Here is a 24,767-nt window from a genome sequence, read left to right as displayed (position 1 = left end):
CTCCTATTCAACTTTTTTTACTAAATCAATGTCTTTAATGTCGCAAAGTCCACGTTTTCTACACAGCTGCGTATTTTTTCGAACTTTTTGGCATATTCTTTCGGGATGGAATTTTGTGAAAGTTCCTGAATGACAGAATCAAGTCCGTCAATGTCAAAATCTTTCACCATTTCCCCGATTTTATTCAGTTTTTCCAGGAAATTTGCCTCTGAAATCTCTGCCTTTTCAGAAGCCCCTTCTTCTTCAAAAAGCGGGCGGAGTTTTTCTTTGAAAGCTGAAAATTCCTGCATGAAAGGGGCGTGCTTTTCGCGAATTTCAGCAATGTCTCCGTTGTCGGCACAGTGCTCCAGGTGCTCGGCCTGGGAAGAAAGCGAGAGTGCGCCGATAATCCGCGAAGTGGTTTTGAGGCCGTGGACTTTGGTGCAGTAAAGCTTCCAGTCCTCGCTGTCGTAGAGTTCCTGAAGTTCTGTGGCCCTGCTTTCAATGTCAGCGTTGTATTTTTTAACCGAAGACTCCAGAAGTTCTTCGCTCACGCAGTTTTTGAGTGCCGCATCCAAATCAATTTCTTCTATTAATTTGAGTTTTTCAAGGAAAGCACTTGCCTGGGCCTCGTCAGTCTGATTGTCCTGAGCCTCAGCCGAGTCGTTTTCTTCGATATAATCTTCCGGCAGATATTTTCGGATAAGGTCTGCGAGTTTTTCGGGATCAACCGGCTTTGAAAGATAGTCCGTGAAGCCTTCCCGAAGGTACATCTGCCTTACGCCAGAAATTGCGTTTGCCGTGAGGGCTATGCAGGGCTTGTCCTTGCACAAATTTCCTTCGAGAGACTGCAATGCGTGGAAGGTTTCGATTCCGTCCATTTCCGGCATACGGTGGTCGATGAAAAGGATGTCGTAAGAATTTTGGGTAACGAGCTCCAGAGTTTCCATTCCGCTCAGGGCCGTGTCGATTTTGATTCCGGTCTTTTTGAGGAGCCCTTTTATGACTTCGAGATTCATTTCGGTATCGTCTACGAAAAGAAGGTGGGCTTTCGGGGCATGAAGTTTTTCCTTGTAGCCAGCCAGCTTAATCGCGTTCTTTTTGTAGGCCTCGTTGATGTCGCCCACGCAGGTCCAGTCAATAACTTTCTGCTCCAGAGTGAATGAAAATTCCGAGCCCTGACCGTAGACGCTTTTGATGTCGAGTTTTGTTCCCATCATTGAAAGAAGCCGGGTTACGATGCTCATGCCCAGGCCGGTTCCTTCAATCGTCTTGTTCCTGTCCTCTTCGATTCGCTCGAAAGGAGAGCAGAGCTTTTCCATGTCCTCGTCTTTAATTCCGATTCCGGTGTCCTTTATGCTGACTGTGAGTTTGATTTTATCGGACTTGTTGGGGATTTTTTCAAAATTGACCGAGAAAGTAACGCTTCCTTCCTTGGTGTATTTGACCGCGTTTGTAAGAAGATTCAAGATGCACTGCTTGATTCTTACGCTGTCTCCATAAAGGGTTTTTGGAAGGGCGGGATCGGCATTGATGATGAATTTCAGTTTTTTAGCTTTTGCCCTTTCGCTTGTCATGTTCACTAAATCGACCACAATCGAAGAAATGTCATAATTTTCCGGCAGGATTTCCATTTTTCCGGCTTCGATTTTGCTGAAGTCGAGGATTTCGTTTACGATTTCGAGAAGATTTGCACCTGCGTTCTTAATGTTGGCCGCATATCCCAGAATAGCCTGGTCTTCGGTCTCGCGCAGAATCATCTCGTCCATGCCAAGAACTGCGTTAATCGGCGTGCGGATTTCGTGGCTCATGTTGGCAAGGAAAGCGCTCTTTGCCTGGTTTGCGGCGGCGCTTTTTTCGGCCTCGCTTCTCAAAAGCTCACGCTCAGCCCTTTCGGAACTGACGTCCTCGACTGCCCACAAAACGTGATGCAGGCTTCCGTCCTCATTTCTATCCATTAAGATAAAGCGGGCTCGGCACCAGCCGCCGGTAATGCTCAAAAATTCGTGGGCGATTGTGATTTTGCCCTTTAATCGTTCTTCAAGAGTTTCAAAATTAATGAAGTCCATGAAGTCTTCGCGAGGCTTGCCCTTGTCCTTGACCCGGTTTTCCATTACGCGGCGGAGTGTTGCCCGGGCATTTTTGAATGAAGTTCCGATAGTTTTCGCGACGTCCGTTCTTGAATGAATTTCCGTAAAGACGTCTTCGTTTAAGTCCATTTCGTGCAGGGAAATATACATGCTGGCCAGGAATTCACTTTTGTTCCTGCTTTCGGCGATTGCTTCTTCCTTTGCCTTGCGTTCTTTTTCCGTCTGCTCGCGGATGTAATCAAAATAATCGCGCATCTGGCCGGTCATTTTGCGGATGTTGTCGGCAAGGGTTCCCAGCTCGTTTTTTGACTTATAGGATAAAGTCGTGTTCAGTTCTCCGCGGGAAAGGCGGAAGGTTACGTCGGTCATTTCACGAACCGGATTTATGATTTTCCTTGCGGAATAGATGTTTACAAAAAGAGCCAGGATGAGGACGAGGATGAGGACGGCTGCCAGCATGATAAAGACTTTGAGCTGGAATTCCTTGAGTGATGAAGAAGGAATTCCTGTAATCAGGGACATGCCGTTATCAAGAGTCTGGATTTGCCCGAAATATTCTGCTTCTTCCCAGGTGAAGCGCTTGTGTTTTTCGCCGTTGTTGCTTGAGATTAAGTCCATGATGGCATCGGTGTTTGCGGTCTGGGAAACTGATGGCTTGAGTGAGTGATTTGTGTTGGTGTAGATGATGTTGTTTTCGCTGCCAATCAAGAGGCAGAGCATGTTTTCAAGCGGAACCGAGTCTATGATTTTTTTTATTGTCGCAAGGTTTATGTCCATGCCCACGATTCCGAGAAGCTGGCCCTGCTTGTAAATCGGGATTATGTAGGACATCATGACGATGTTGATGTTTTTGTTCTCGTAGGGATTGGTCCAGACAGGCTTTTTTGCCCAGACGGGGATGTAATACCAGCCGACATGCTCCGTATCGTTGGGAGAATATTCCAGAAGACTGGTGTTTTTGACTCGGATAAAGCCCTGTTTGCTGTTTCCGGTCAGAAAAATTCCCCTCGCATCCCCGAACCTGTCGTGCTCAAGTCGGAAATAAAGGGCAACGGCATCGCGGGTTCCCCGGGAAAAGCGGATCATCTCTTCTTCGAGTCGGTCCATGTATTCCTTTTCGTAGGCAAAGTCTTTTTCAATCCTCTTGTCGTCCAGGGTCTTTAAAATGAAATCTTCTGAAAGACGCACTGAGTTTTCGATTGCCTTTAGGGTGGCGGTCAAATCAAGCGACTTGTTTTCCTTTACAAGCTCAATCGTCCGCTCAAAGTCCGCCCGCTCTTTTTTAATTTCCGGGAAAAGGACTGCAAAGGCTGTGAGCCCGAAAGTCAGGAGAACAGTAGCGACGATTACAAAAATCATCCTGAATCTAAGAGAAGTTTTTATGATGCCTGTCATTGTTCAACCCTTACTCCGTTTCCGCCATCAATCTTAACTTCGTAACAAAGTTTGACTGCCCTGTGATAGTTGTTCTTAATGCTCTTTGAAAGATTTACTGCTGCAATTCCTACTGAAATTGTGACGTCGAGATTTTCTTTGACCATTGCGCAGAGCTCAGTGAACTGCTTTTCGGCCACTTCCAGCTCTTCCTCGTAGAAAATTACGAATTCGTCGCCGGCCCATCGGAACATGATTCCGTTTTCGCCGATGATTTTTTTTGTGTATTCAACGATTGAAAGCAGGATTTGGTCGCCCTCTTTTGATTCGTTTTCGATTTTAAATTTGTCGATGTCAAACATTACCAGCGTTTTGTAGCGGGTCGTGTTGAAAATTCCCATTTCGCCGAAAGATGTCTTGAGGTAGTTGCGGTTTGGAAGATGGGTGAAGGTGTCTTCGGAGAGGTTTACCTTTTCAAAATGATGCCCCTTGTCTTTTTTGCCGCCGATGAGGGCTGTTATAAGTAAAATGGCCAGGAAAATAAAGGCAAATGTGAGGGTAATGCTGGAACCGGCGGAATTTTTATTTTTATCGCCGAAATGCTGGACTACGAGGAACCATTCCAAATCAGCCATGTAGCGGGTCATTCGCCAGACTCCGGGCTTTTTTTCCGTGTAGGTGAAATCATCGGCCCCGGCCTTGTCAGCAATCGCTTCGTGGATGTAAGCGTTTTCGATATTTGCCGAATTTGAGTCAACCTGAACCAGTCCGTCCGGGTCAATCAGGTTGATTTTCACGCCGAATTCCTTTTCTGTGGCAGAAACCAGAGTCTGAAGCTCATCCATAAAAACGCCCACGCCGCAGACTCCGAGAAGCTCGCCGTTTTCACCGGTAATCCTGAAATTGATGAAAACAACCCAGCGGTAATCGTTTGTCTGGTCGCGGTCAGTGTCCAGGTCGTAAGTTTTGCCTGAATCGACGAAAATCTTGTACCAGACGTCGTAGGGGTCGCTCATTGGGTTCATGACTTTTGAAATTCCGTTCGGCGTGTAATATCTTTTGGTCTTGTGGGAAACGATAAATGCCGCCATGTAGCCGAATTCGTTGCGGATTTTTGTAAGATAGTCCGTAATCGCCTTTTCAGCGGCCTTTTCTGAAAGTTTTTCCTCTTTGTTCAGAAGATCGATAAGGAAGGAGTCAACTGAAATCGTCTGGGAAATCGTAATCGGCTTTTTTATGCTTGTTGAAAGGGAATCATAGAGGTGGGCGGCTATCAGATTGTTCTTTACCATTTCATCGTTTTTAGCGCAGTCCATTTTTATGATGTGCAGGATTAGAGAAATTCCAGTAAGAACGATAAGAAGGATTGTAACGATTTTTTTTGCCATGAAAAACTCCCCGATTTATAAATACCGAATGCCAACAGAAACAGTCCATTTAATTATAACATGGCTTCCGTGGCTTTTAAAGAAAAATTTAAGAATCTTTGATGAAAAAGCCTGTCTGACTTGCATTTCATCGGCCGGAGATTGCATCTTGTCGAAATTTAAGTTGCATATTGGGACTTCTGGTGTAAAATATTGAAATCTCTAAAAAGGAAGGAAAAAAATGAATTACATTTCTGCTGCTGTTTATGTTCTGCTTGCCTTTTCAATGGCGATTGGAATCAAAATTGCACGACCAAGGCAGTTCAACGAAGATGCCTTTTCTCTGGATGCCATGACCTGCTTAAAGGGCGTAATGGCACTTTTCGTCGTCTTTCACCATCTTTCACAAAAGAAGCTTTTTCAGGAAACAGGGACAATTTCTCTTTTTGAGCAAATCGGTTTCCTTTTTGTCGGAATTTTCTTCTTTACTTCGGGCTACGGACTTTACAAAAGCTTCGTGACCAGACCAAATTACCTCAACGGTTTTTTGAAGCGCCGCGTTCTTCCGATTTTGATTTCATATTATGTGATGATTGCAGTTTATGCCGTCTACCACATCATTTCAGGAAGCACTTTTACCCCGGTTGAGTGGATTTTCAAGCTTTCGGGCCTGATTCTGATTAACTCTCAGGGCTGGTTCGTTCCGGTCATCATCCTCATGTATCTTACATTCTACTTCGTCTTCAAAAGCGAGAAGCTGCGCAAATACGGAATCCCGATTCTGCTTGCAGTCACAATCATTCAGGGAGCGATTTTCTGCATTATGAATCACTTTGCCTGGTATTTGGGCGATGGAGCAGGCTGGTGGATGAAGGATGGCGCCTTTGACAATATTCCTTGGTGGGGCGGTTTCTGCGTTCTTCCATTTGAAGGAGAGTGGTGGGTCAACTCGACAATCGGCTTCGTCCTCGGAATTGCAATCGCAAAGCATGAAAAGTCTTTCCTTGAGTGGCTTTCAAAGAAATTCCCCTTGAAGCTGGCCGGAGCTGCCCTTCTTTTTGTTCTGGCGACTGTTCTCGGACTTTACTGCCTCTGGTTCGTCGGTTATTGGACAGAATTCGACGGAAGCGGTTCCCTCGGCGTTAAGAACAAGGTGATTTGCTATCTGGTTCAGTGCATTCAGGTTGTCGTCACAGACCTTTTCATCGTGATTTTGATGCGAAAAGTCTATGTTCACAACAGATTGTATTCTTTCTTCGGAAAACGTAGCCTTGAAATGTACCTCATGCAGGAAATTGCCCTCTTCAGTTGGCTTTTCCTGATTGAAGACAAGGGAGCGCCAATCTTAAAGCCACACAACTGGAACGTGATTGTTTACATGGTAGTTGTTTTGGCAACAGTCACCGCTTCGGCAACAATCTACAATCTGATTAACAAGACTCTAACAAAGCGGTTGAAAAAATAAAAAAAAGGGAGAAGTCTCTCCCTGTCTCCAATACCACTCACTACGCGAAAAGACCTGAGCAAGCTCGGTCACTTTCTCTCCGTTCGGGTATTTCCGACACCCTCTCTGCGGGGCAGATTAACTTGCTTTTTGCCCCGCAACGCCCCGGTTTTTTCTAAAATCCCATTTCTTTCAAGGCCTTTTCGGCTTCAGAGATTTCATCGTACGGCATCACGCGGTCTTTGAAGATGATGCTGTTCTCATGGGCTTTTCCGAGCAGGAGAACGATGTCGTCCTTGCCTGCCATTTTGAATGCCTGACGGATTGCAGTCGGTCGGTCCGGTGTGATGAACAAGTCTTTGTCCAGGACCTTGCCTGCCTTTTCAGCACCAACGGCAATGTCCTTTAACAGTGCAACGCTGTCTTCACCGCGAGGATCTTCGTCCGTCAAAATCACAACGTCACAGAATTTTGCCGCAATTTCTCCCTGGAGAGGGCGTTTTTTTGTGTCGCGCTCACCGCCGCTTCCGAAAAGCGAAATCATTTTGCCTGAGCAGCGTCGGCGGAGTGGCGGGAAGATTGTCTCGAAGCTTGAAGGAGTGTGGGCGTAGTCAACGATAAGCTCGAAAGGCTGGCCCTTGTCGATTACAGTCATGCGACCTTTTACCGGGACGAGTTTTTCGACCAGAGCGGCGATTTTTTCGATTTCAGTTCCTGTGAGGCGGCTTACTGCCTCAATCGCTGCCATGAGGTTGTATGTGTTGAAAGCGCCCGGCAGGCTGGATTTTACGTGGAAAACTTTCGGCGGAAGAGGCTTTGCGTTTGAATCGATGACATGAGGTTCTGTCATGTCAAAAGTAAGCCCGAAACGTGCCGAAGCGATGTTCCGTCCCAAAAGAACCGGGATTGAGTCAGGAATCTTCGGCAAAGGAAGTGCGTCTGCGCCCTCTGCGGCTGATTTTCCTGCCTTTCCTTCGGTAGTAAAGCCCAAAACCGGCTGCTTTGTCGCCTTGATGAAGTAAGTTGCGCTCGGGTCTTCAAGATTTACGATTCCAAATGAAGGAACCTTTACCTTTTTGCCGAGGATTGTTTTTTCGTGATTGTGCTCGTCCAGCTTGCGGAAAAGATTTGCCTTGTCATCGCGGTACTGCTCGAAAGTTCCGTGGAATTCAAGGTGCTCCAGCGTAACGTTCATGAAAATGCCGGCATCAAAAAGAAGGTTTCCAGTGCGGTTGAGCTTTGGTGAAAGTCCGTGGCTAGAAGTCTCAACGACAGCATATTCACAGCCGTTTTCGACCATTTCATAAAGCTGCCTCTGGATGATTGTAGCCTCTGGAGTAGTCTGGTGCTGGGGATTTGCGATTGCCTCGCCGCCAAGCGAATACTGAACCGTAGAAATGAATCCTGCCTTGTGGCCGGAAAGCTGCAAAAGCTGCCATACGAAAGAAACCGTTGAAGACTTGCCCTCAGTTCCGGTAACGCCGATTACGGCAAGTTTTGAAGAAGGATTGTCGTAGAATTGAGCCGCAACAGGTGCCATTACCTTGCGCGCATCGTCCACGCGGATGAAGACAATATTTTCCGGCAGGGACATGTTCTCGTCCAAGTCACCTTGAAATACAATTGCTGCTGCTCCGTTTTCAATTGCCTTTGGAATAAATACGTTTCCCGTAGTGTGAGTGCCCGGAAGCGCAAAGAAAAGAGAACCTGGCTTTACGTCGCGGCTGTCAAAAACAAGCGAGTTTATTTCCGGATTTGCAGATTTGTCTGATTCGATTGGAGTTTTTCCGTCACAAGCAACGACGGTGTAATTAATAGAAGATAATGCGTCAAAAAGATGTTTAGTCATGATTTTCCCCACCAAAATACAGTTTAATGCTTTGGGCGAGGAGTTGCAATAAAAAAAGTCCTATGAAAGTGGCGTTTAACACTCTCATAGGACTCTCTCTCCGATTAAAAGGATATTAGCCTAATGTGATCTCAACATTGACTTCTTTCTTTCCTTCTACGAATGGAACTACGCAGCCGTCAACTGCTTTGCCGTCTACAACCATGCTCTTTACGCCCTTGCAAACGTGGCTTGGGTTTTTGATTGTGATGTTGTACTTAGCACCGCGGAAGAGGCGTGTTGCTGTGAAGCCGTCCCAGTTAGCAGGAATTGAAGGATCTACTTTGAGACCGTCGAAGTCCGGCTGGATACCGAGGATGTACTGGCTGATTGCAACCATGTTCCATGCTGCTGTACCTGTGAGCCAAGAGTTTTTGCCCTGACCAAAGTTCTTTCCTGTTTGACCGATATCAGAACCTGCGTCCTTACCGCCAATCATCTGGCCGTAAACATAAGGCTCTGTCTTGTGGAGGTCAGAAGTTTCTTCTGTGTAAGCAGGAGCGATTTCTGAGTAGTATTTGAATGCCTGGTCACCTTCACCAGCGTAAGCGGCAGCACAGATAATCCATGCGTTGTTGTGGGTAAAGATACCAGCGTTTTCTTTGTATCCGCCCGGATATGTAGAGATTTCGCCGTACTGAACATAGTATTTTGTGAAAGCAGGGTTGTTGAGAACGAGACCGTGCTTTGTGTTCAAGCGCTCGTCGATTGCAGCAAGGGTTTTCTTTGTTGCGTCCTTGTCGATGTCAGACATGATTGCAAAGCCCTGTGGCTCGATGAAAATCTGTCCTTCTTCACATTCTTTTGAACCCATCTTCTTGCCGTAAGCGTCGTAAGCTCGCATGAACCAGTTTCCGTCCCAAGCTGAATCCATCATGACTTTCTTCATCTTGTCGATTTCTGCCTGAGCTTTTTTAGCCTCGTCTGCCTTGCCCAAGTGGTTCAAGATTCCTACGAAGTTTGGTCCAACGTAAGTGAAGAGGGCTGCAACGAATACAGATTCTGCAACCTTTGAGTAGCCGCCTTCTGCCTTGAATTTTGGGTTTGTGTATGTCTGGAAGCTTTCGCCCGGTGTGTCAGAGAAGCATGAAAGGTTGATACAGTCGTTCCAGTCTGCGCGCATTGCAAGTGGCAGGCCGTGTGGTCCGAGGTTGTTTACGATGTGGTAGAAGCTTACTGTAAGGTGGTCGAGCATTGATTTTGCTTTTGACTCATCGTTGTCGTAAGGAACTTTTGCGTCGAGGATTGACCAGTCGCCTGTTTCCTTGATGTAAGCAGAAACAGAGAGAATCATCCAGAGTGGGTCATCAGAGAAGTCACCGCCGATGTCAGCGTTACCTTTCTTTGTGAGTGGCTGATACTGGTGGTAGCATCCGCCGTCTTCAAGCTGTGTAGAAGCGATGTCGATGAGGCGCTCGCGTGCGCGGTCCGGAATCTGGTGTACGAAGCCGAGTATGTCCTGGTTTGAATCGCGGAAGCCCATTCCACGGCCAATTCCTGATTCGAAGTAAGAAGCTGAGCGAGAAAGGTTGAAAGTAACCATACACTGATACTGGTTCCAGATGTTTACCATGCGGTTTACTTTGTCTTCCGGTGTGTTTACGTTGAGGATGCCCAAAAGCTTGTCCCAGTAAGCACGGAGTTCTTTCATTCCGGCTGCGAATTTCTCAGGAGTGTTGTATTTTTCGATCATTGCAAGAGCTTTTTCTTTGTTGATTGTCTTGCCGTCAGCCTCGAATTTCTTTTCAACAGGCATTTCTACGTAGCCGAGAACGAATACGAGAGTCTTTGTTTCGCCTGCTTTGAGTGTGATTTCCTTGTAGTGTGAAGCGATTGGAGCCCAGCCGTCTGCGAGAGAGTTGCCGCATTTGCCGTCCAGAACCTGCTGAGGATTGTTGAATCCGTTGTAAAGACCGATGAATGTGTCGCGGTCTGTGTCGTAGCCGTCAATTTTGTCGTTTACTGAGTAGAATGCGAAGTGATTGCGGCGGTCGCGGTATTCTGTTTTGTGGTAGATTGTTGAGTCTTTGATTTCAACGCGGCCTGTTGAGAAGTTGCGCTGGAAGTTTGTGCAGTCGTCCTGTGCATCCCAGAGACACCATTCAGCGAAAGACCAGAATTTGAAAGTCTTGTCTGATTTGCTCTCGTTTGTGAGGACAACTTGCTGAACTTCGCCGTCGTAGTCCTGTGGAACGAAGAATGTAACTTCTGCCTTGAGGTCGTTCTTTTTACCGGTGATGACTGTGTAGCCCATACCGTGACGACATTCGTAAGCGTCAAGTTCTGTTTTTACTGGAGACCAGCCCGGATTCCAGATTGTGCCATTGTCGTTAATGTAGAAATAGCGGCCGCCCATGTCGATAGGTACGTTGTTGTAGCGGTAACGTGTAATGCGTCGGAGGCGAGCATCTTTATAGAAAGAATATCCTCCCGCTGTGTTGGAAATTAACGAGAAAAATCCCTGTGTTCCGAGGTAGTTAATCCAAGGATACGGTGTGCGAGGTGTTTCGATAACATACTCGCGGCGTGAATCATCAAAGTGACCGAACTTCATTTACATCTCCTATTTTCTTACGAAATCGTTGTAGTTAGATTATATTGTAGTATCAGAGATTATGCAAATGAAAAATAAAGAAAATTTGAAAATTATTTTAATTTTGCGACAGTTCCGCCCTTTAAAACGCGTCCGTCGATAAATTCTTTCTTGGGCGTGAATTGTGAACCCTTTTCAATCTGGTCAAAAAGGGCATCTGCCATTGCTTTTCCAATCAGCTTGCCGTTCTGCTCGTAGGTTGTGAGGGGAGGAATCATCATTGAAGTGAGGTTGATTCCGTCGTAGCCGACAATGCTGATGTCCTTGCCGAGGGTGAGGTGCAGTCTTGAGAGGGCACGCATTCCGCCAAGTGAAGCATAGTCGTCGGGGTAGAAAATGCAGGTGGGCGCTTCAGGGAGGGAAAGAAGTTTTTTGGTTGCTTCAGCACATCCGTCTGCATCATGATAGAGGACTTCGAGGAAATATTCTTCGGGAATCTTGATTCCGTGTTCTTTGCAGGTCTTTTTGAATGCTCCGACACGCTGCTGGGTTACCCATGTATCTTCACCATGAACAAAGGCAATCTTTGTATGTCCCATGGAAATTACGTACTCAGTGAGTTCCTTTACGCCGGCTGCAGAATCGCTGAGGACTGCCGAATGTTTGGAGTCAAAATAATAGTCTAGCGTGACGACCGGAACGTCACTTTTCAATAAGTCAACGATTCCCTGAGAATCAAAATCGCAGGAAAGGATTGCAACGCCGTCATAATTTCTGGCAAGGGCATGTGAAAAATAATCGTAGTTTTGAAGGGAATTTCCGCCTACGAAAGTGATGTCATATCCTTTTTGAAAGGCGACTTTTTGAATTCCTGAAATAACGCTGGCAAAATATTCGTGCTGAAGACCGACACCAGTTTTTTCCTCGAAGATGAGGCCGATGTCATAAGTCTTGTTGGTGCGGAGGGTTCTTGCGGCAAAATTCGGATGATAGCCGAGCTCGCGGGCTTTTTTCTGAACGAATTCGGTTGTCTCATGGCTGATTTCCGGGCTGCCTTTGAGAGCCTTGCTCACTGTTGAAAAAGAGACCTTACATTCCCGCGCTATGTCTTTTAAAGTGACCAAAATCCTCTCCTTAGCTTACTTTTTGCCATATACAACGTTTTCGCAAAATTATAACATGCTTTCTATCCAAAATAAAGAAAAATCGATATAATTTTTATGAAAATAGCGACATTCTGGGCAAGGCTCAGAACTTTTTTGGGGTAAAAATGGATAACGAAGAAATCAAACAGAAACTTTTGCAGATTGAAAATACTGATTTGGAATTCACGGTCACGATGACAGGCAAGGAGAGTACCCGCGTAAACGGTCTTTACAAACCTGAAACACATGAAATCCTTCTTCACAACAAAAATTTCAAGAGCGACATGCAGCTCATCTACACGGCAATCCATGAATACACACATCATCTTCTGACCGAGGAATTTTTGGCTGAAACCGGCGGAAAACTCCCTATGAAAGGAAGCAAAGTCCACACGGCAGCCTTTTGGGCAAAATTCCACACACTTTTGGAAAAGGCCGAGGAACTTGGAATCTACAAAATCGATCTTGAAGAATCTCCTGAGCTTAAGGAACTTACCGAAAAAATCCGCAAGGAGTATATGGAAGTAAACGGCAAGCTCATGCAGGAATTCGGAAAGTTGCTCGCCGAGGCCCATAAGCTCTGCGAAAAGGCAAATATCCGCTACGAAGACTATCTTGACCGAATCCTCTGCCTGCCGCGCAATTCCGCAAAGGACATCACAAAACTTGGTGCGGTTGAAGTTGACCCGGCTCTGGGCTTCGACAACATGAAAAAGGTCGCCATGCTCAAAAAACCGGAAGACCGTGCGGCCGCAACCCAGTCAATTTTGGGCGGAAAGGCGCCTGATACAGTCACCGAGCTCATGAAAAAATGCTCTTCAAACAACGACCCGCGCGCCAAGCTCGAAAAAGAAAAGAACCGTCTTACAAAGACGATTGAAGCCCTTCAGCAGAGGTTGCAGTATGTCGAAGAAAGTCTGGAACAGTTGTAAAAAGATTTTCATTTCAGCAATGATTTTCTGTGCATCAGCATTCAGTTTGCCTGCGCAGAAAAAAGCCGATGAAAAGCCGAATTCAGTCACCATGCCGTCGATGCCGAAAGGTCCGTCACTTTCCATGCCCAGCGTTGGAAGCGGCTTTTACTCTCCTGGGCGGAGTGACTTTTATTCCGGGGCAAAGCCTGTCGCACCAAAAACGCCAAAGACACCTTCTTCTCAGGCAGAAAATACGACTCAGAGCCACACGGTGACATCGACAAACGGCCAGAATCAGAGTACAGACCCTCAAAAAGCCCAGACAGAGGCAAAAAAGCTCAACACGCTTGCAAAGTCAGCTTCATCTTCACTCAACATGCTTTCTGCCGACGATATTTCTTCCTTGAGCAATCTTGGAGCATTCAGTCAGCTTTCTGGGCTTTTGGGACGGGGAAATTCCAATCTTGAGTCAAAACTCCTTGAGTCTCAGAATACAGTCACCGCTTCGACCGTGGATTCAGCAACCCTCAAGCAGATTCTTTCGGAGCTCACTGAACTTAAAAACCGCATGGCATCGGCAACAGGCGAAAGCGTTACAAAGACAAGCGAACGCAAGGACGACGCCGACGTCTTTTCAAATGTGACCAAAAAAGAGCCGAAAATCCTGCGCTTTGTGGTAAACGGCTACGACCTTCTTGCAACCTGCAAAAAAATTTATTTTTCCGATTTGGAGACAGACGGAACCTTCCTTATGACAGGCGACCGCAAGTACTTGTCCGAAAATAAAGTCCGCACTGAAACATTCTATTTTTACTTCCGGGCCAAAGCAAACGACAACGGAATCATAAAATACGCCGTAACGCCAGCCGTAAGCCAGGACTACGAAAACGAATATTCATACCTCTACCAGCTTACCAAAAAGACCGACCTGTCCGCCGACCGCACAGGAAACCTGGTCACAGTGCGCGTATCCGAAGGCAGCTGGAACATGGACCTGCTGATTTCTTTGGATAAGTAATTTTTTTTGCTTTTTCTACCATCGTTAATTTCCCGAAACGGAATTGGTATAAACCAAGTCTGCTTTCCCACTGCTCTTTTGTGCCTGCGAAGTTGATTTCCGTGAGAGCCTTACAATTGGCGAAAGCCTCTTCTCCTATTTACATCCTCCATGGCCTGCATTATGAATATAGATTCATTTAATTGCAATATATTTAAAAGATACCATGATTTATGCTACAATCATGACATGAACACACTTCACGAAGGACTTTTGCAGCTCGGTTTTGAGGCCGGAGAATTTTCTGGAATTCAGATTCTTCCGATTGATGAGCTTGAGGCAAAGATGGAAAAATACATTTCCATTCTGCAGGAATACAATGCCAAATTTGACTTGATTAACACTGACGGCCACGATGAAATTGCCGTTCGCCATATCCTGGACAGTCTTTCGGCCCTTCCAAAAATCTGCTCGATAATTTCTGGGCGTTTTGCTTCTCTTGCGGAAGACCAGCTTTCCCTTGCTGATATCGGGAGCGGGGCTGGTTTGCCGGGAATTCCACTTGCATCAGCCCTTCCTCAGTTTCACTTTACTTTGATCGAGCGCATGACAAAGCGCTGCGGATTTTTGAATCACTGTGCGGCTGAGCTTGGCTTAAAAAACGTCACCGTCGAAGAAAATCAGGCGGAGCGGCTTGAGCAGAAGCTTTTTGACCTCTGTGCCTTCCGGGCCTTCCGTCCTCTCGAAAAAAAGATGGCGAAAGTTCTCCTGCGCATTTTGAAAGATGGCGGCTGTCTCTGTGCCTACAAGGCAAAAAAAGCCAATATAATAGAAGAAATGGAAGCCCTTCCTCAAAAGCCGAAGTATGAGATTTTCCCTCTGGTCGTGCCGTTTTTGACCGAAAATGCCGGCACCGAAGAAGAACGTGAAAGAAATCTTGTTGTGATTGAAAAATGAGCAAGTTACCGCGTTAGGGATTGTAGGGGCGCGAAGCGTTGCCGAAGGCAATGAAACCCCGAAAAGCCCGACGGCGAAGCCGTAACGCCCATCGTTGTCGGCGTTACTTGAACGCCAGTCGTTGTCGGCGTTACTTGAACGCCCTAGCTGTCTAACCAGCCACGGAGTACGTTTGCCACGTCTTCTGGAGTTTTTGGGATTTCTCGCTTGAGGGCTTCGATTTTGTCGTCTACCATGAGGAAACCGCCGTTCTGAGGTGCGACTTCACGGTAGATTCCGCGCAACTGGCCGTATTCACGAACTTCTTCAAGGACTGAAGTTTCGCGCTGAACATGGAAAAGATTTCGCGGGTTGTAGCTGCCGAGGGAAAGAATCTGTTTGCTGATTTTGTTCATTTCGGCCGGTGAAAGCTTGAGGATGTGAAGGATTTTTTCGCTTGCCTCTGCGCCGAGTTCCGTTAAAAGAATAGCAATTTTTTCATATCCTGTCATTTTTTCCCACCTTTTTCAATTTTATATGATATAATAATTTCGGAGAAAATTCCATAAAAACTTAGTATTTCAAAAAATCGTGTCACTTCGGGTGCAAAGGAGGCATAAAATGAAAAAATATATCACAATCAGCCGCGAATATGGTTCTGGTGGCCGCCTCATCGGCAAAATGGTCGCTGAACAGCTGGGCTATGCTTTTTATGACAAGGAAATCATCGATATGGCAGCCGAGGAAAGCGGTCTTTCTGCCGAATTCATCAAAAAAACTGAGCAAAACCTTTCTTCGGGCTGGCTTTACAACCTTCTTTTGGGAACAAGTTATGCCGGAACCAGCGCGGGTGGCGTAGGGCAGCCTGTCGGTCAGGCTGTTCTTCCTCTTGCAGACCAGATTTTCAATGCCGAGCGCAAAATCATTCTGGGCCTCACAAAAGAGCCTTGCGTTATCGTTGGCCGCTGCGCTGACTACATTCTTTCAACTTCCGACCAGATTGACAACAAGGACCTGCTTAACGTCTTCATTTATGCTGACATCGAAGCAAAAATCAAGCGAATCGAAGAAATTTACAAAGAAACAGAGTCCTGTGCCAAAAAAACAATCATTCAAATTGACAAACGCCGTGCTAACCATTATAACACATTCACGGAAAATACTTGGGGAGATAGAAAAAACTACGACATGATGATTAACAGCTCAACTGCTGGAATCGAAGCCACTGCCAAGTGGATTGTCGAAATGGCAAAATATTAATCTTCATGTGTCGCCGATAAGGCTGAACAGGAAAACGATGTTCAAGAAATTTTTTAATCTCTGCTTTAACCTTTATTACATTTCCCCGCTGGATTTGGCCGATGCTGCGGAAACGAACAGGATTCATACTCTTTTCATGAGTGTCATTCTCTTTTTGTTCGGGCTTACCGGGCTGGTCATTCATAATTTCATTCAGGAAGTGAATCCCTTTAATTACCGCATTTATTTCGCCCTTTTTATGCTGGTAAGCCTCTGCGCATTTTTTATTTCTTTAAAAACGAAGAATGTCGAAAGAAAAAAGGCGTATATATGGAAGACTCTGCCTTTTTACATGGATTTTTGTCTTGGAATTTCTGCGGGCGTCTACAATTTCTATATCCTGGGCCAGCCTTTCAACGGCTTTATAGTTTTTTGTATCACAGGTTTCATCGCTTTGTGTGCATTTTCATTTTCGCCATTTCTGTTTTCTATTTGTCTGACTATTGGATTTGGCATCATGATTCCGGGGCTTTACGCAAATTTTGTCTTTACGGGCATATTTGATTCTGTTCTGGTTCTCTTTACCATGTATTTCCTTTCCCTCTATAAAAGGCGGGCAGAGAAGAAATTCATACTGATGCTCAAAAAGCAGAAGAAGAGCCTTGAAGCCAGAACATTCGGGAATTTCACGCTTTTGTACGAGAACAAGGTCATCAAATTTGCAAGAACCAAATCAACCGAGCTCATGGCCTACCTCATTTTCAAAAACGGAAGCTCTGTGCGCACCAAGGAATTGATTTCCGTGCTCTGGGGCGAATATGCTGATTCAGCACGTTACGGAGCAAGCCTTAGAAACCTTATCGTTGACATAAAGCACAGCCTGGCCGAGCTTGAGATTCAGCAGTTCTTTATTGCGGAGTACAACAACTTCCGAATCAACCCGGAAATCATCAAGTGCGACTACTATGATTTTCTGGCAAACGATCCCCAGGCGATAAAAAAATTTGCCGGTGAGTTCATGAACCAGTACAGCTGGGCGGAAGACGTTACCGGCTTCCTTGAGCGCAAGGTTTTGAAGTAGGCAAAAAAAATCGGGGGAGTCTGAAAAGCGCGAAGCTTCAAGACTCCCCCGAAAAAAGTTAATCTCTCCGATACAATGCATTGGCTAGCAATGTAGCAACTTTTTTAATTCGTTGATTATTCTACCCCACGAGCCGCACAAAATCAGCACAGAATGATAAAAAAACTAGCACAGAATCAGCACAAAGTGAAAAATAAGGAAAAAATATGACTTACACAGTAAATTCAAGCGATTCTCTTTCAGAAATTTTCTCTCAGATTGAAAAATCCGCTCTTCCGGCCAGCGAGGAAATCCGCATCCTTCTTTCGGACGGCGAGCATCATGGGCTGGAGCACGAAAGGCTTTTTTACAACCTGGCCAATCCCCTTTTGATTGAGGGACTTTCGGGCGATTCTTCAAAGTGCGCTCTGCGCTCAGAAAACTGCGAGGCTTTCCACAAGGACACCGAAAACCGGGCCGTCCTCACATTCGGCGAAAATTGCACTTCCGTCACCCTCAGGAATTTTACGATTGAAAACACCCACGTCAAAAGCTGCGACGACGCTTCTTTGGGCAATCAGGCTGAGGCAATCTGCTTTCACTGTCCGGCTGGAAAACTTTATTGCGAGGGAATGGCTTTTATAAGCCGCCAGGACACGATTCATGTCAAAGGTTTTTCCCGCTTTAAAAACTGCTATGTAACCGGCGACGTCGATTTTATCTGGGGCTATTGCGACACGGCCGTTTTTGAGGACTGTAAGATTCATACCCGCGAGGACAACCGGGGAATGGGGCGGCCGGCCTACGTTTTGCAGAGCCGGGCCCTTAACGGAAAACCGGGCTTCGTTTTCATCAACTGCGAATTTACGGCGGACGACAGGGGAGAGGGGGCTCAAATCTTTATCGGCCGTTCTCAGGGAACTGGAAAGCCAGCGAGCGTTGACAGATGGGACTCAATCGCCCTGATTGACTGCAAAATTTCCACAGAATACGACCCGGCTCTTTGGACTGACGAGGACGGAACTCGGGCCGTTTACCCGGAAAAAGGAAGCGCTTTGACCGGCTGGCGGCAGTTTGGAAGTCAGATTTTGCATAAAAACGGCACTCTTTCCGCCTATGATGAGGCTCTTCAGGAAAAGCACGGCTACACAATGTCTGAAAATGAAAAAAATCTTTTAATTTTGCGTATAAATGAATGAAAAGTACAAAATCATGGCATAATGCTTAATTGAGAAGTAATGAATCCTCTGTAAAATAGTCTTTGTAAAAAACAGAATGAGGATTGCTATGATGGAAATCAATTTAAAGGATTTTGGCGGAAAATGTAACGGAAATTTTGATAATACCAATTCCTTTAAGAAGGCTTTTGATAACCTTGCAAAAAATGGCGGCGGAAAACTTGTCGTTGATGCAGGAACTTGGAGAACCGGGCCTATTGATTTAGTTGATAATACAACGCTGGAACTCAAAGAAGGAGCGGAACTTTCTTTTGTTACCGATCCAAACGCATATCCTCCTGTCTTTACCCGCTGGGAAGGCGTTGAGTGTTATGCAATGCATGCACTTATCCGTGCTGATGGTTGCAAAAATGTCACTGTAACCGGAAAAGGAACAATTAACGGCAACGGAAATGACTGGTGGGGAATCCTCAAGGCCAAAAAATCAGTCGGCCAGTCAAAACCGATGGCATCTTACGAGCTTGCACTTGCAAAATTGAACCCGGATTACGAAAATCAGCCGGGCGGTGGCGGCGGACGCAACATTCAGTTCCTTCGCCCTTGTCTCGTTGAATTCAGAAACTGCCAGCACGTTGTTTTTGAGGGCGTCCAGCTTAAAAATTCTCCTTTCTGGACAGTCCATCCTCTTTATACAGATGATTTGATTCTCCGCGATTTGGTTATTGAAAATCCATATTCTGCACCGAACACAGACGGAATCGACGTTGACTCATGCACAAACGTACAGATTTTGAATTGTTCGGTAAGCGTTGGTGATGACGGAATCTGTCTCAAATCAGGTTCTGGTGCTGACGGAATCCGCGTAAACAAGCCTACTGCAAACGTTACGATTAAGGACTGCAAGGTCCGCTTTGCTCACGGTGGAATCGTCTTCGGTTCTGAGACAGCTGCCGGAATCCAGCACGTTCTCGCTGAAAACTGTGATTTGAGCGGAACTGACCGTGGAATCCGAATCAAGAGCCGCCGTGGTCGTGGCGGAGACCTTTATGACATCACACTCAGCAATCTTTTGATGGACGACACCCTCTGTCCGATTGCAATGAACATGTACTACAAGTGCGGAATCACTGACACAAAATCTCCTTTGTTCAGCCTGGAAAAACAGCCTGTCACAAGCGAAACTCCGCGAATCCATGACGTAAAAATCATTGGCTGTAAGGGCAAAAACTGTAAGGCCAGCGCCGGCTTCATCGTCGGTCTGCCGGAAATGCCAATCGACAACCTCGAAATCCGTGACTGCCACTTCACTACGGATGAGTCTTCAAACTGCTCACCGATGGAAAGCGACATGTTCTACGGATTGCCGGAAGTTACTGTCAAGAGTTTCCGCGTAAGAAATGCCCCTGATGCCAAATTTGAGAATGTAGTAATCGAAGGTCCAAAAGAAACATTCATCTACGAGTAAAAATTTGCCGACAATAAAAGTCGGGAGCAAATATGAAAAAATCGCTTAAATTTTTACTTTCTGTACTTTTATTGAACATCTTCGTTTTTGGAGCTTTGTTTGCTGAGGGCTATCACGTTTGTGTGGCTTCTTACAAAAACCTCAAAAATGCCGAAACCATGGTTCAAAAGCTTGAAAAGCAGAGCATGGCGGCATTCATCAGCGAAAGCAAAGTCAAAAATCAGAATTATTACCGTGTCCTTCTTTCCAAGGAATTCAAAAAAATTGAAGACGCACGAAAATATCGTGATGAAGTCAAAAAATATTCCTTTGTAAAAGAACTCGGTCTCAAGGGATTCTGGGTTTGTGAAGGTAAGAAAATGCCTGTCGCAAAGCCAGCCCCTCTTCCACCTCCACCGAAACAGGCTCCAAAGCCAGCGCCGAAACCTGAGCCAAAGGTTATTCCTGCACCGGAGCCACTTCCTCCGCCACCAGCACCTCTTCCAGAACCTATTCCTGAGCCTCCTGTTGTTGAAGTTGCGCCAGAACCTGAGCCAGCTCCTGCCCCAGTGCCGGAAGTTCCTGTTGAAGCCGCTGAGCCTGCGCCAGAAGTTCCGCCTGTAATCATTGTTGAGGAGCCGAAAACCCTCGACAAGAATGAAAAGGCTGTTCTCAGCGAGGAAACTCCATATTCAGTTTTGGTTCGTTCCTATAAATACAATCAGTTCGCAGAAAATGACAGCAGCCGACTCAAGGAACTTGGTTTCGAGCCATACCTGCTCAACACTTTTGACGAAAAATCATTCTTTGCCTTCAATATTCATGTAGGAGCTTTTGCAAACCGCGAGGAAGCAGAGGCTTTGTGCAGCCAGTTCACTGATGCCGGAATCGCTGACACCCAGGTTTCTGATTTCCGGGAAATTCAGGACAAAATCAAAAAATATGATGAAGTCATCGCAAATGAGAACGTTACTTTTGACGATGGACGAAAGGAAGTGCCGGCTGGTCTTTCGGAATCTGTTGAAAAGCTCGTAAAACTTTTCCCTGCCAACAAGAATTTCCCGATTCAGGACATTTTCATTCTTGATTTCGACAATTACCGCGTAAGTGACACAAAACCTGATGCAGCAAGTGCAATCATCGACTATTTTGACGGTGAGGAAGGAGTTCATGCGGCTTTGCTGGCAAAATACCGTGACGAATTGTACCGCAAGGAAGTCAGCGTTTTCCTCGCAGATGCAGAAAATTTCCCGAAAGACGAAGTTACTGGCGAAGTTGAGAACATGCAGTTCGGAGCAAATGACGGCGTATTTGAATGTGAGTTGTACGAAAATGCAGGCGAATGGATTCTCAGCGGCCAGAATATAGCCCAGAAACTCTTCGTTAAGGTTACGACAAAGGATTTCGTCAAGGAAGACTTCATCAACTTCCTGATTGATTCATTCAGCGACGGTTCTCTTTCACTTTATCCGCAGATGAGAAGGTCATTCTTCGTTCTCCCGGACAAAAATCCTGAGCTTGCAAGGGATTTTATCTGCTTCAGCTTCAAGAAAGTTGCTGAAGATTATGCCAGCGAGCGGGGAAATGTTGACTGGGCTCTTCCGATTGTCGGTCACTCACTTGCAAAAACATATTACGTTCAGAACAATAATCTCTTCTGCTTCGGTTTCTATGATTTGGACTATGATTTCAACGCAAGAAATGTTCACCGTCAGTTCATGGATGCTAAAAATAAAGTCGAGCTTTCTGACGTAAATCAGCCTGTCGAAGTGAATGGCATGGAGGGTTGGTATCTCGTTAATACAAGCCAGAAGGAAGTTTCTTTCTCAACTAAATCTTATGTAATCACAATTGACTCAGAGCCGACAAGCTCTTTCTCTAAGGAAGATTTAGTTCAGCAGGGAAAGGATTTGAAAATCTGGTAAAAAGTCTTGAAAAAAAGCGGCCTATCATCAGCTTAATGTGTTGATGATAAGGTTTGCTACTGCAATTTTTTTGGCGCCGGTGTCCATCGCTTCTTTTTCGATGTAGCGGTGGGCTTCGGCTTCCGTCATTCCCTTCACCTGCATCAAAAGCATTTTCGCACGGTTTACGATTCGGATTTCTTCCATCTTTTCCTTTAGTTTTGTAGTCTGGCTTGAAAGAACCTGTACCTTGTACTGAACCGCAATCGCCACTTTAATCATATTATAGAAGTAAAATTGATCGAACGGAGACGTGAGTGTAAGAATTCCGTAGCCTTCGACCTTGTAGCTGATCTGGTCAAAGTGCTCCTGGGGGGCAAAAAGCAGAATCGTGCTTGAGGCGTCGGAAATGTCAATGGCAAAATCCGTGCCTTCGCCCTCTGCAAAGTCGACCAGAACGATGCTGAAAACCCTTTCGTCACATTTGCGGCGGGCCTCGTTAAAATCCTGGCAGACTGAAAGCTCAAACATGGGCGGGAAAAGCATGGCGCTTACGAGAGTGGATATTTTTGTGTCTTTTGTCACAAGAAGGACTGAATAAGTGTCACCCGTCATTTGCTAGCACAAAATTCCTTTTACAAATTCACTGTTTTCTGCGATTGCCTTTGCTTCTTCGAGAGTGTCAGGAATTGTTTTGTAGCTCACTTTTTTAGCAACTTCCTTGTCGAAGAGGTTTTCTGTTGCGGCTTCACTTGCCCGCAGATTGTTTTTGATTCCGTCAATTGCGGCGTGAATCAAAAGGGTAAAGGCGATGTAGGGATTGCAGGTTGGATCCGGTGAACGGATTTCAATCCTTGGATTTTTGTCAGCAGGGATTCTTAAGAGGGCTGAGCGGTTTTCCCGGCCCCAGCAGATGAATTTCGGAGCCTTTGATTCTCCCAGCCTCTGATAAGAATTTTCAGTAGGGTTGAGGTAGTAGGTGATTTCCTCGATATGCTTGAGGATTCCGGCCATGATGTTCTCAGTTTTTGATTGATCAGAGCAGGAAATATTGATGTGCATCCCGCAGCCAGGTTTGTCCTGAAGGGGTTTTGGTGAAAAATCAGCGTAAAGGCCGCTTTCCTGAGCCTTTGTCCTTACAATCCATTTGAAAGTTGAGGCGTTGTCAGCTGAGGTGAGCGAGTCTGAATAGCGGAAATCAACTTCGTTCTGGCCCGGACCTTCCTCGTGGTGGCTTGACTCAGGTGTGATTCCCATCTGTTCGAGCGTAAAGCAAATGTTGCGGCGGATGTTCTCGCCCTTGTCTTCCGGAGCAAGGTCCATGTAGCCTGCGTTGTCGAATGGAATTTTTGTTGGCTCGCCGTTTTCGTCCAATTTAAAGAGATAGAATTCAAATTCTGTGCCGAACTGCAGGTCGATTCCACATTCAGCCTTGATTTTTGCAGCGGCTGTTTTGAGCAGATAGCGGCAGTCCTTTTTGTATGGTGTTCCGTCCGGGTGCTTGATGTCGCAGAACATGCGGATTACTTTGCCTGCACTTGGGCGCCATGGAAGGACAGAAAGTGTTGAAGCGTCAGGATATAAAATCAAATCAGAGTGATTGGCTTCCTCAAAATTTGGAATGGCAGAGGCATCGAAAGAAATTCCGTCTGCAAAAGCCCTTGGAAGCTCGCTTGCCATAATCGTGGCGTTCTTCTGCTTGCCCGAAAGGTCAAAGTAGGCAAGGCGCACGAATTTGACATCTTCTTCTTTTACATAATCCAAAACTTCTTCTTCTGTGTAATACATGCTTTTCTCCAGTAACAAAAAAGGCCGTAGACTTTGCGCCGATAAAAATAGCTCAAAACCTACGACCTCTTTGCCGTTATCCAAAATATTTTAGCTGATATTTCCTAGAATGTCCAGCATACGCCGATTGTCGGCTGGACTCGGAAATATCCGAACAAATCGGTGTGATCGGTCTTTTTGTCGGTGCGGTCAACTCTTGATGTGTGGTAAGAGTAGGAAGCCTCGTCTTCGCCCCAGCCGCCGATTATGTAGCGGGCAGAAAGGTTTGTGAAGACTCCGAAGTGCTCTCCCATTGTGTGGCGGACGAAAAAGTCAGCGCCGAAGTTCAGGGTAATCAGTGAGAGGGTGCGGTCGTAGTCAGCCTTTTTGTCCTCTACGTTTGAGTAATTGTATTCAACGTCGTCGTCTGAATCCTTGAAGATTGAAACGTCTGCACCGAACATTCCTGTGATTGAAATAAGCCATTTGTCTGCCGGCTCAAAAGAATATCCTGCGCCAAAACTTGTATTTGTGAGGAAACCGACGTTTGTCTTGTGATCCTGGATATGGATGTCCCTGGTGGTTGTGAGTGCGATGGCATAGTCTCCCTTGACGGTCAGACCATTTTCGTGGCGGCCGATGTAGAATCCTTCCAGACCGTAGCAGAGCTGGGTAATATCATCGACACCTTTTTTGTCAACTCCGATTCTTGAGACTGGAACTGTAAAACCAGCACAGACATTGCTTTCCCAGGTTTTTGCGAAAACATTCAAACCGAGAAGAGAAAGGGTAATAAAAATAGCAAATCTTTTCATATCATAACCTCGTTAATTATTAGACACCCTAAGCTATGAAATATGTTACTGAAAAATTCAATTTTGGTCATAAAGATTCAGAATAAATTTACTTTTTTTCTATTAAATTGCTGATTTTTAAGATGACGGCTAATTTTTATTGCTAAAAGGTATTGAAAGTTATCAATAGGTAATATATATTATTTTGTGATAATTATCAGAGGATAACAAAAGATAAGCTATGATACCATTAGTTTTTGCAAACTCAGGGGAAGAGCAGGTCATCAAGAAAATCGGTGGAAGCGAGGAAGTCCGTCATCATCTGGCAAACCTCGGTTTTAATGTAGGCGGCACGGTCATGGTAATCAACTCGCTTTGCGGAAACGTAATCGTCAAAGTCAAAGAGTCAAGAATCGGCATAAGCGAAGAAATGGCGCGAAAAATCATGGTTTAGAAAATGTCAGCAAACAATTGGAGGAAAATAAATGAAAACATTGCGTGATGTAAAAATCGGTGAGACTGTAAAAGTCGTCAAGCTGCACGGAGAAGGTGCGGTAAAGCGAAGGATTATGGACATGGGCGTGACGAAAGGCGTTGAAATCTTCGTCCGAAAAGTTGCCCCGCTCGGAGACCCTGTTGAAGTAACTGTCCGCGGCTACGAGCTTTCTCTTCGCAAAGCTGATGCAGAAATGATAGAAATCGAGTAAAAAAAGG

General features: G+C 45.7%; 20 protein-coding genes. 11 read left to right on the top strand and 9 right to left on the bottom strand.

Annotated features, from left to right (window positions below):
- Nucleotides 1-20: 20 nt before the first annotated feature.
- Both HNP76_RS01515 and HNP76_RS01510 read right to left on the bottom strand, forming a co-directional pair.
- The gene (locus HNP76_RS01515; RefSeq protein WP_184656756.1) at nt 21-3,464 is read right to left on the bottom strand and encodes an ATP-binding protein; all 3,444 of its coding nucleotides are present in this window, start codon (nt 3,462-3,464) and stop codon (nt 21-23) included.
- Nucleotides 3,461-4,831: a sensor domain-containing diguanylate cyclase gene (locus HNP76_RS01510; protein WP_184656754.1), complete on the bottom strand. Its 1,371-nt coding sequence runs from the start codon at nt 4,829-4,831 to the stop codon at nt 3,461-3,463. Before HNP76_RS01510 ends, HNP76_RS01515 begins: the two co-directional genes overlap by 4 nt.
- A 220-nt stretch (nt 4,832-5,051) precedes the next feature.
- Between HNP76_RS01510 and HNP76_RS01505 the strand changes: the two genes are divergently transcribed.
- Entirely contained in the window at nt 5,052-6,275 is a 1,224-nt protein-coding gene (locus HNP76_RS01505) for an acyltransferase family protein (RefSeq protein WP_184656752.1), read from the top strand.
- A 154-nt stretch (nt 6,276-6,429) separates the two neighbouring features.
- Here the strand turns inward: HNP76_RS01505 and HNP76_RS01500 are convergent, their stop codons facing one another.
- From HNP76_RS01500 to HNP76_RS01490, 3 genes are all read right to left on the bottom strand, one after another.
- On the bottom strand, nt 6,430-8,103 hold the full coding sequence (locus HNP76_RS01500; RefSeq protein WP_184656750.1) for a Mur ligase family protein: 1,674 nt from the start codon (nt 8,101-8,103) through the stop codon (nt 6,430-6,432).
- Nucleotides 8,104-8,218: 115 nt separating this feature from the next.
- A complete protein-coding gene (locus tag HNP76_RS01495; protein WP_184656748.1) occupies nt 8,219-10,696 on the bottom strand; it encodes a glycoside hydrolase family 94 protein in 2,478 nt (825 codons plus the stop codon).
- A gap of 92 nt (nt 10,697-10,788) precedes the next feature.
- On the bottom strand, nt 10,789-11,799 hold the full coding sequence (locus HNP76_RS01490; RefSeq protein WP_184656746.1) for a LacI family DNA-binding transcriptional regulator: 1,011 nt from the start codon (nt 11,797-11,799) through the stop codon (nt 10,789-10,791).
- A gap of 146 nt (nt 11,800-11,945) precedes the next feature.
- Between HNP76_RS01490 and HNP76_RS01485 the strand changes: the two genes are divergently transcribed.
- From HNP76_RS01485 to rsmG, 3 genes are all read left to right on the top strand, one after another.
- A complete protein-coding gene (locus HNP76_RS01485) occupies nt 11,946-12,752 on the top strand; it encodes a hypothetical protein (protein ID WP_184656744.1) in 807 nt (268 codons plus the stop codon).
- The gene (locus HNP76_RS01480) at nt 12,724-13,752 is read left to right on the top strand and encodes a hypothetical protein (protein WP_184656742.1); all 1,029 of its coding nucleotides are present in this window, start codon (nt 12,724-12,726) and stop codon (nt 13,750-13,752) included. The genes HNP76_RS01485 and HNP76_RS01480 overlap by 29 nt, the downstream gene beginning before the upstream one ends.
- 228 nt (nt 13,753-13,980) lie before the next feature.
- Complete coding sequence (gene rsmG, locus HNP76_RS01475; RefSeq protein ID WP_184656740.1) at nt 13,981-14,688, top strand: 16S rRNA (guanine(527)-N(7))-methyltransferase RsmG; 708 nt, start codon at nt 13,981-13,983, stop codon at nt 14,686-14,688.
- Nucleotides 14,689-14,831: 143 nt separating this feature from the next.
- On the opposite strand, the gene HNP76_RS01470 is transcribed toward rsmG, so the two are convergent.
- A complete protein-coding gene (locus HNP76_RS01470; protein ID WP_184656738.1) occupies nt 14,832-15,179 on the bottom strand; it encodes a magnesium and cobalt transport protein CorA in 348 nt (115 codons plus the stop codon).
- Nucleotides 15,180-15,288: 109 nt separating this feature from the next.
- On the opposite strand from HNP76_RS01470, the gene HNP76_RS01465 reads away from it, so the two are divergent.
- The 5 genes from HNP76_RS01465 (at nt 15,289) to HNP76_RS01445 (ending at nt 21,513) form a co-directional block, all read left to right on the top strand.
- The gene (locus tag HNP76_RS01465; protein WP_184656736.1) at nt 15,289-15,927 is read left to right on the top strand and encodes a cytidylate kinase-like family protein; all 639 of its coding nucleotides are present in this window, start codon (nt 15,289-15,291) and stop codon (nt 15,925-15,927) included.
- A 37-nt stretch (nt 15,928-15,964) separates the two neighbouring features.
- Entirely contained in the window at nt 15,965-16,987 is a 1,023-nt protein-coding gene (locus tag HNP76_RS01460) for an AfsR/SARP family transcriptional regulator (protein ID WP_184656734.1), read from the top strand.
- Between the two features lie 206 nt (nt 16,988-17,193).
- On the top strand, nt 17,194-18,165 hold the full coding sequence (locus HNP76_RS01455) for a pectinesterase family protein (RefSeq protein WP_184656732.1): 972 nt from the start codon (nt 17,194-17,196) through the stop codon (nt 18,163-18,165).
- 88 nt (nt 18,166-18,253) lie between these two features.
- Nucleotides 18,254-19,609 carry a glycoside hydrolase family 28 protein gene (locus HNP76_RS01450; protein ID WP_184656730.1) on the top strand — a complete coding sequence of 452 codons (1,356 nt, stop codon included), beginning with the start codon at nt 18,254-18,256 and terminating at the stop codon, nt 19,607-19,609.
- A 32-nt stretch (nt 19,610-19,641) separates the two neighbouring features.
- Nucleotides 19,642-21,513 carry an SPOR domain-containing protein gene (locus HNP76_RS01445; protein ID WP_184656728.1) on the top strand — a complete coding sequence of 624 codons (1,872 nt, stop codon included), beginning with the start codon at nt 19,642-19,644 and terminating at the stop codon, nt 21,511-21,513.
- Between the two features lie 27 nt (nt 21,514-21,540).
- On the opposite strand, the gene HNP76_RS01440 is transcribed toward HNP76_RS01445, so the two are convergent.
- The 3 genes from HNP76_RS01440 to HNP76_RS01430 form a co-directional block, all read right to left on the bottom strand.
- Nucleotides 21,541-22,107: an ANTAR domain-containing response regulator gene (locus tag HNP76_RS01440; RefSeq protein WP_184656726.1), complete on the bottom strand. Its 567-nt coding sequence runs from the start codon at nt 22,105-22,107 to the stop codon at nt 21,541-21,543.
- A gap of 3 nt (nt 22,108-22,110) precedes the next feature.
- Complete coding sequence (locus HNP76_RS01435; RefSeq protein WP_184656724.1) at nt 22,111-23,280, bottom strand: glutamine synthetase family protein; 1,170 nt, start codon at nt 23,278-23,280, stop codon at nt 22,111-22,113.
- 104 nt (nt 23,281-23,384) lie between these two features.
- Nucleotides 23,385-24,074 (bottom strand): hypothetical protein, encoded by a 690-nt coding sequence (locus HNP76_RS01430; RefSeq protein WP_184656722.1) that lies wholly within the window; start codon nt 24,072-24,074, stop codon nt 23,385-23,387.
- Nucleotides 24,075-24,294: 220 nt separating this feature from the next.
- Between HNP76_RS01430 and HNP76_RS01425 the strand changes: the two genes are divergently transcribed.
- Both HNP76_RS01425 and HNP76_RS01420 read left to right on the top strand, forming a co-directional pair.
- Entirely contained in the window at nt 24,295-24,507 is a 213-nt protein-coding gene (locus tag HNP76_RS01425; RefSeq protein WP_184656720.1) for a FeoA family protein, read from the top strand.
- A gap of 31 nt (nt 24,508-24,538) precedes the next feature.
- Nucleotides 24,539-24,760 (top strand): FeoA family protein, encoded by a 222-nt coding sequence (locus HNP76_RS01420; protein WP_184656718.1) that lies wholly within the window; start codon nt 24,539-24,541, stop codon nt 24,758-24,760.
- Nucleotides 24,761-24,767: the final 7 nt, after the last annotated feature.

It is taken from the genome of Treponema ruminis (assembly GCF_014201975.1).
GTDB lineage: Bacteria > Spirochaetota > Spirochaetia > Treponematales > Treponemataceae > Treponema_D > Treponema_D ruminis.
Note: the sequence above shows the minus strand (reverse complement) of the source record. Positions and strands in the feature narration are given on the sequence as shown.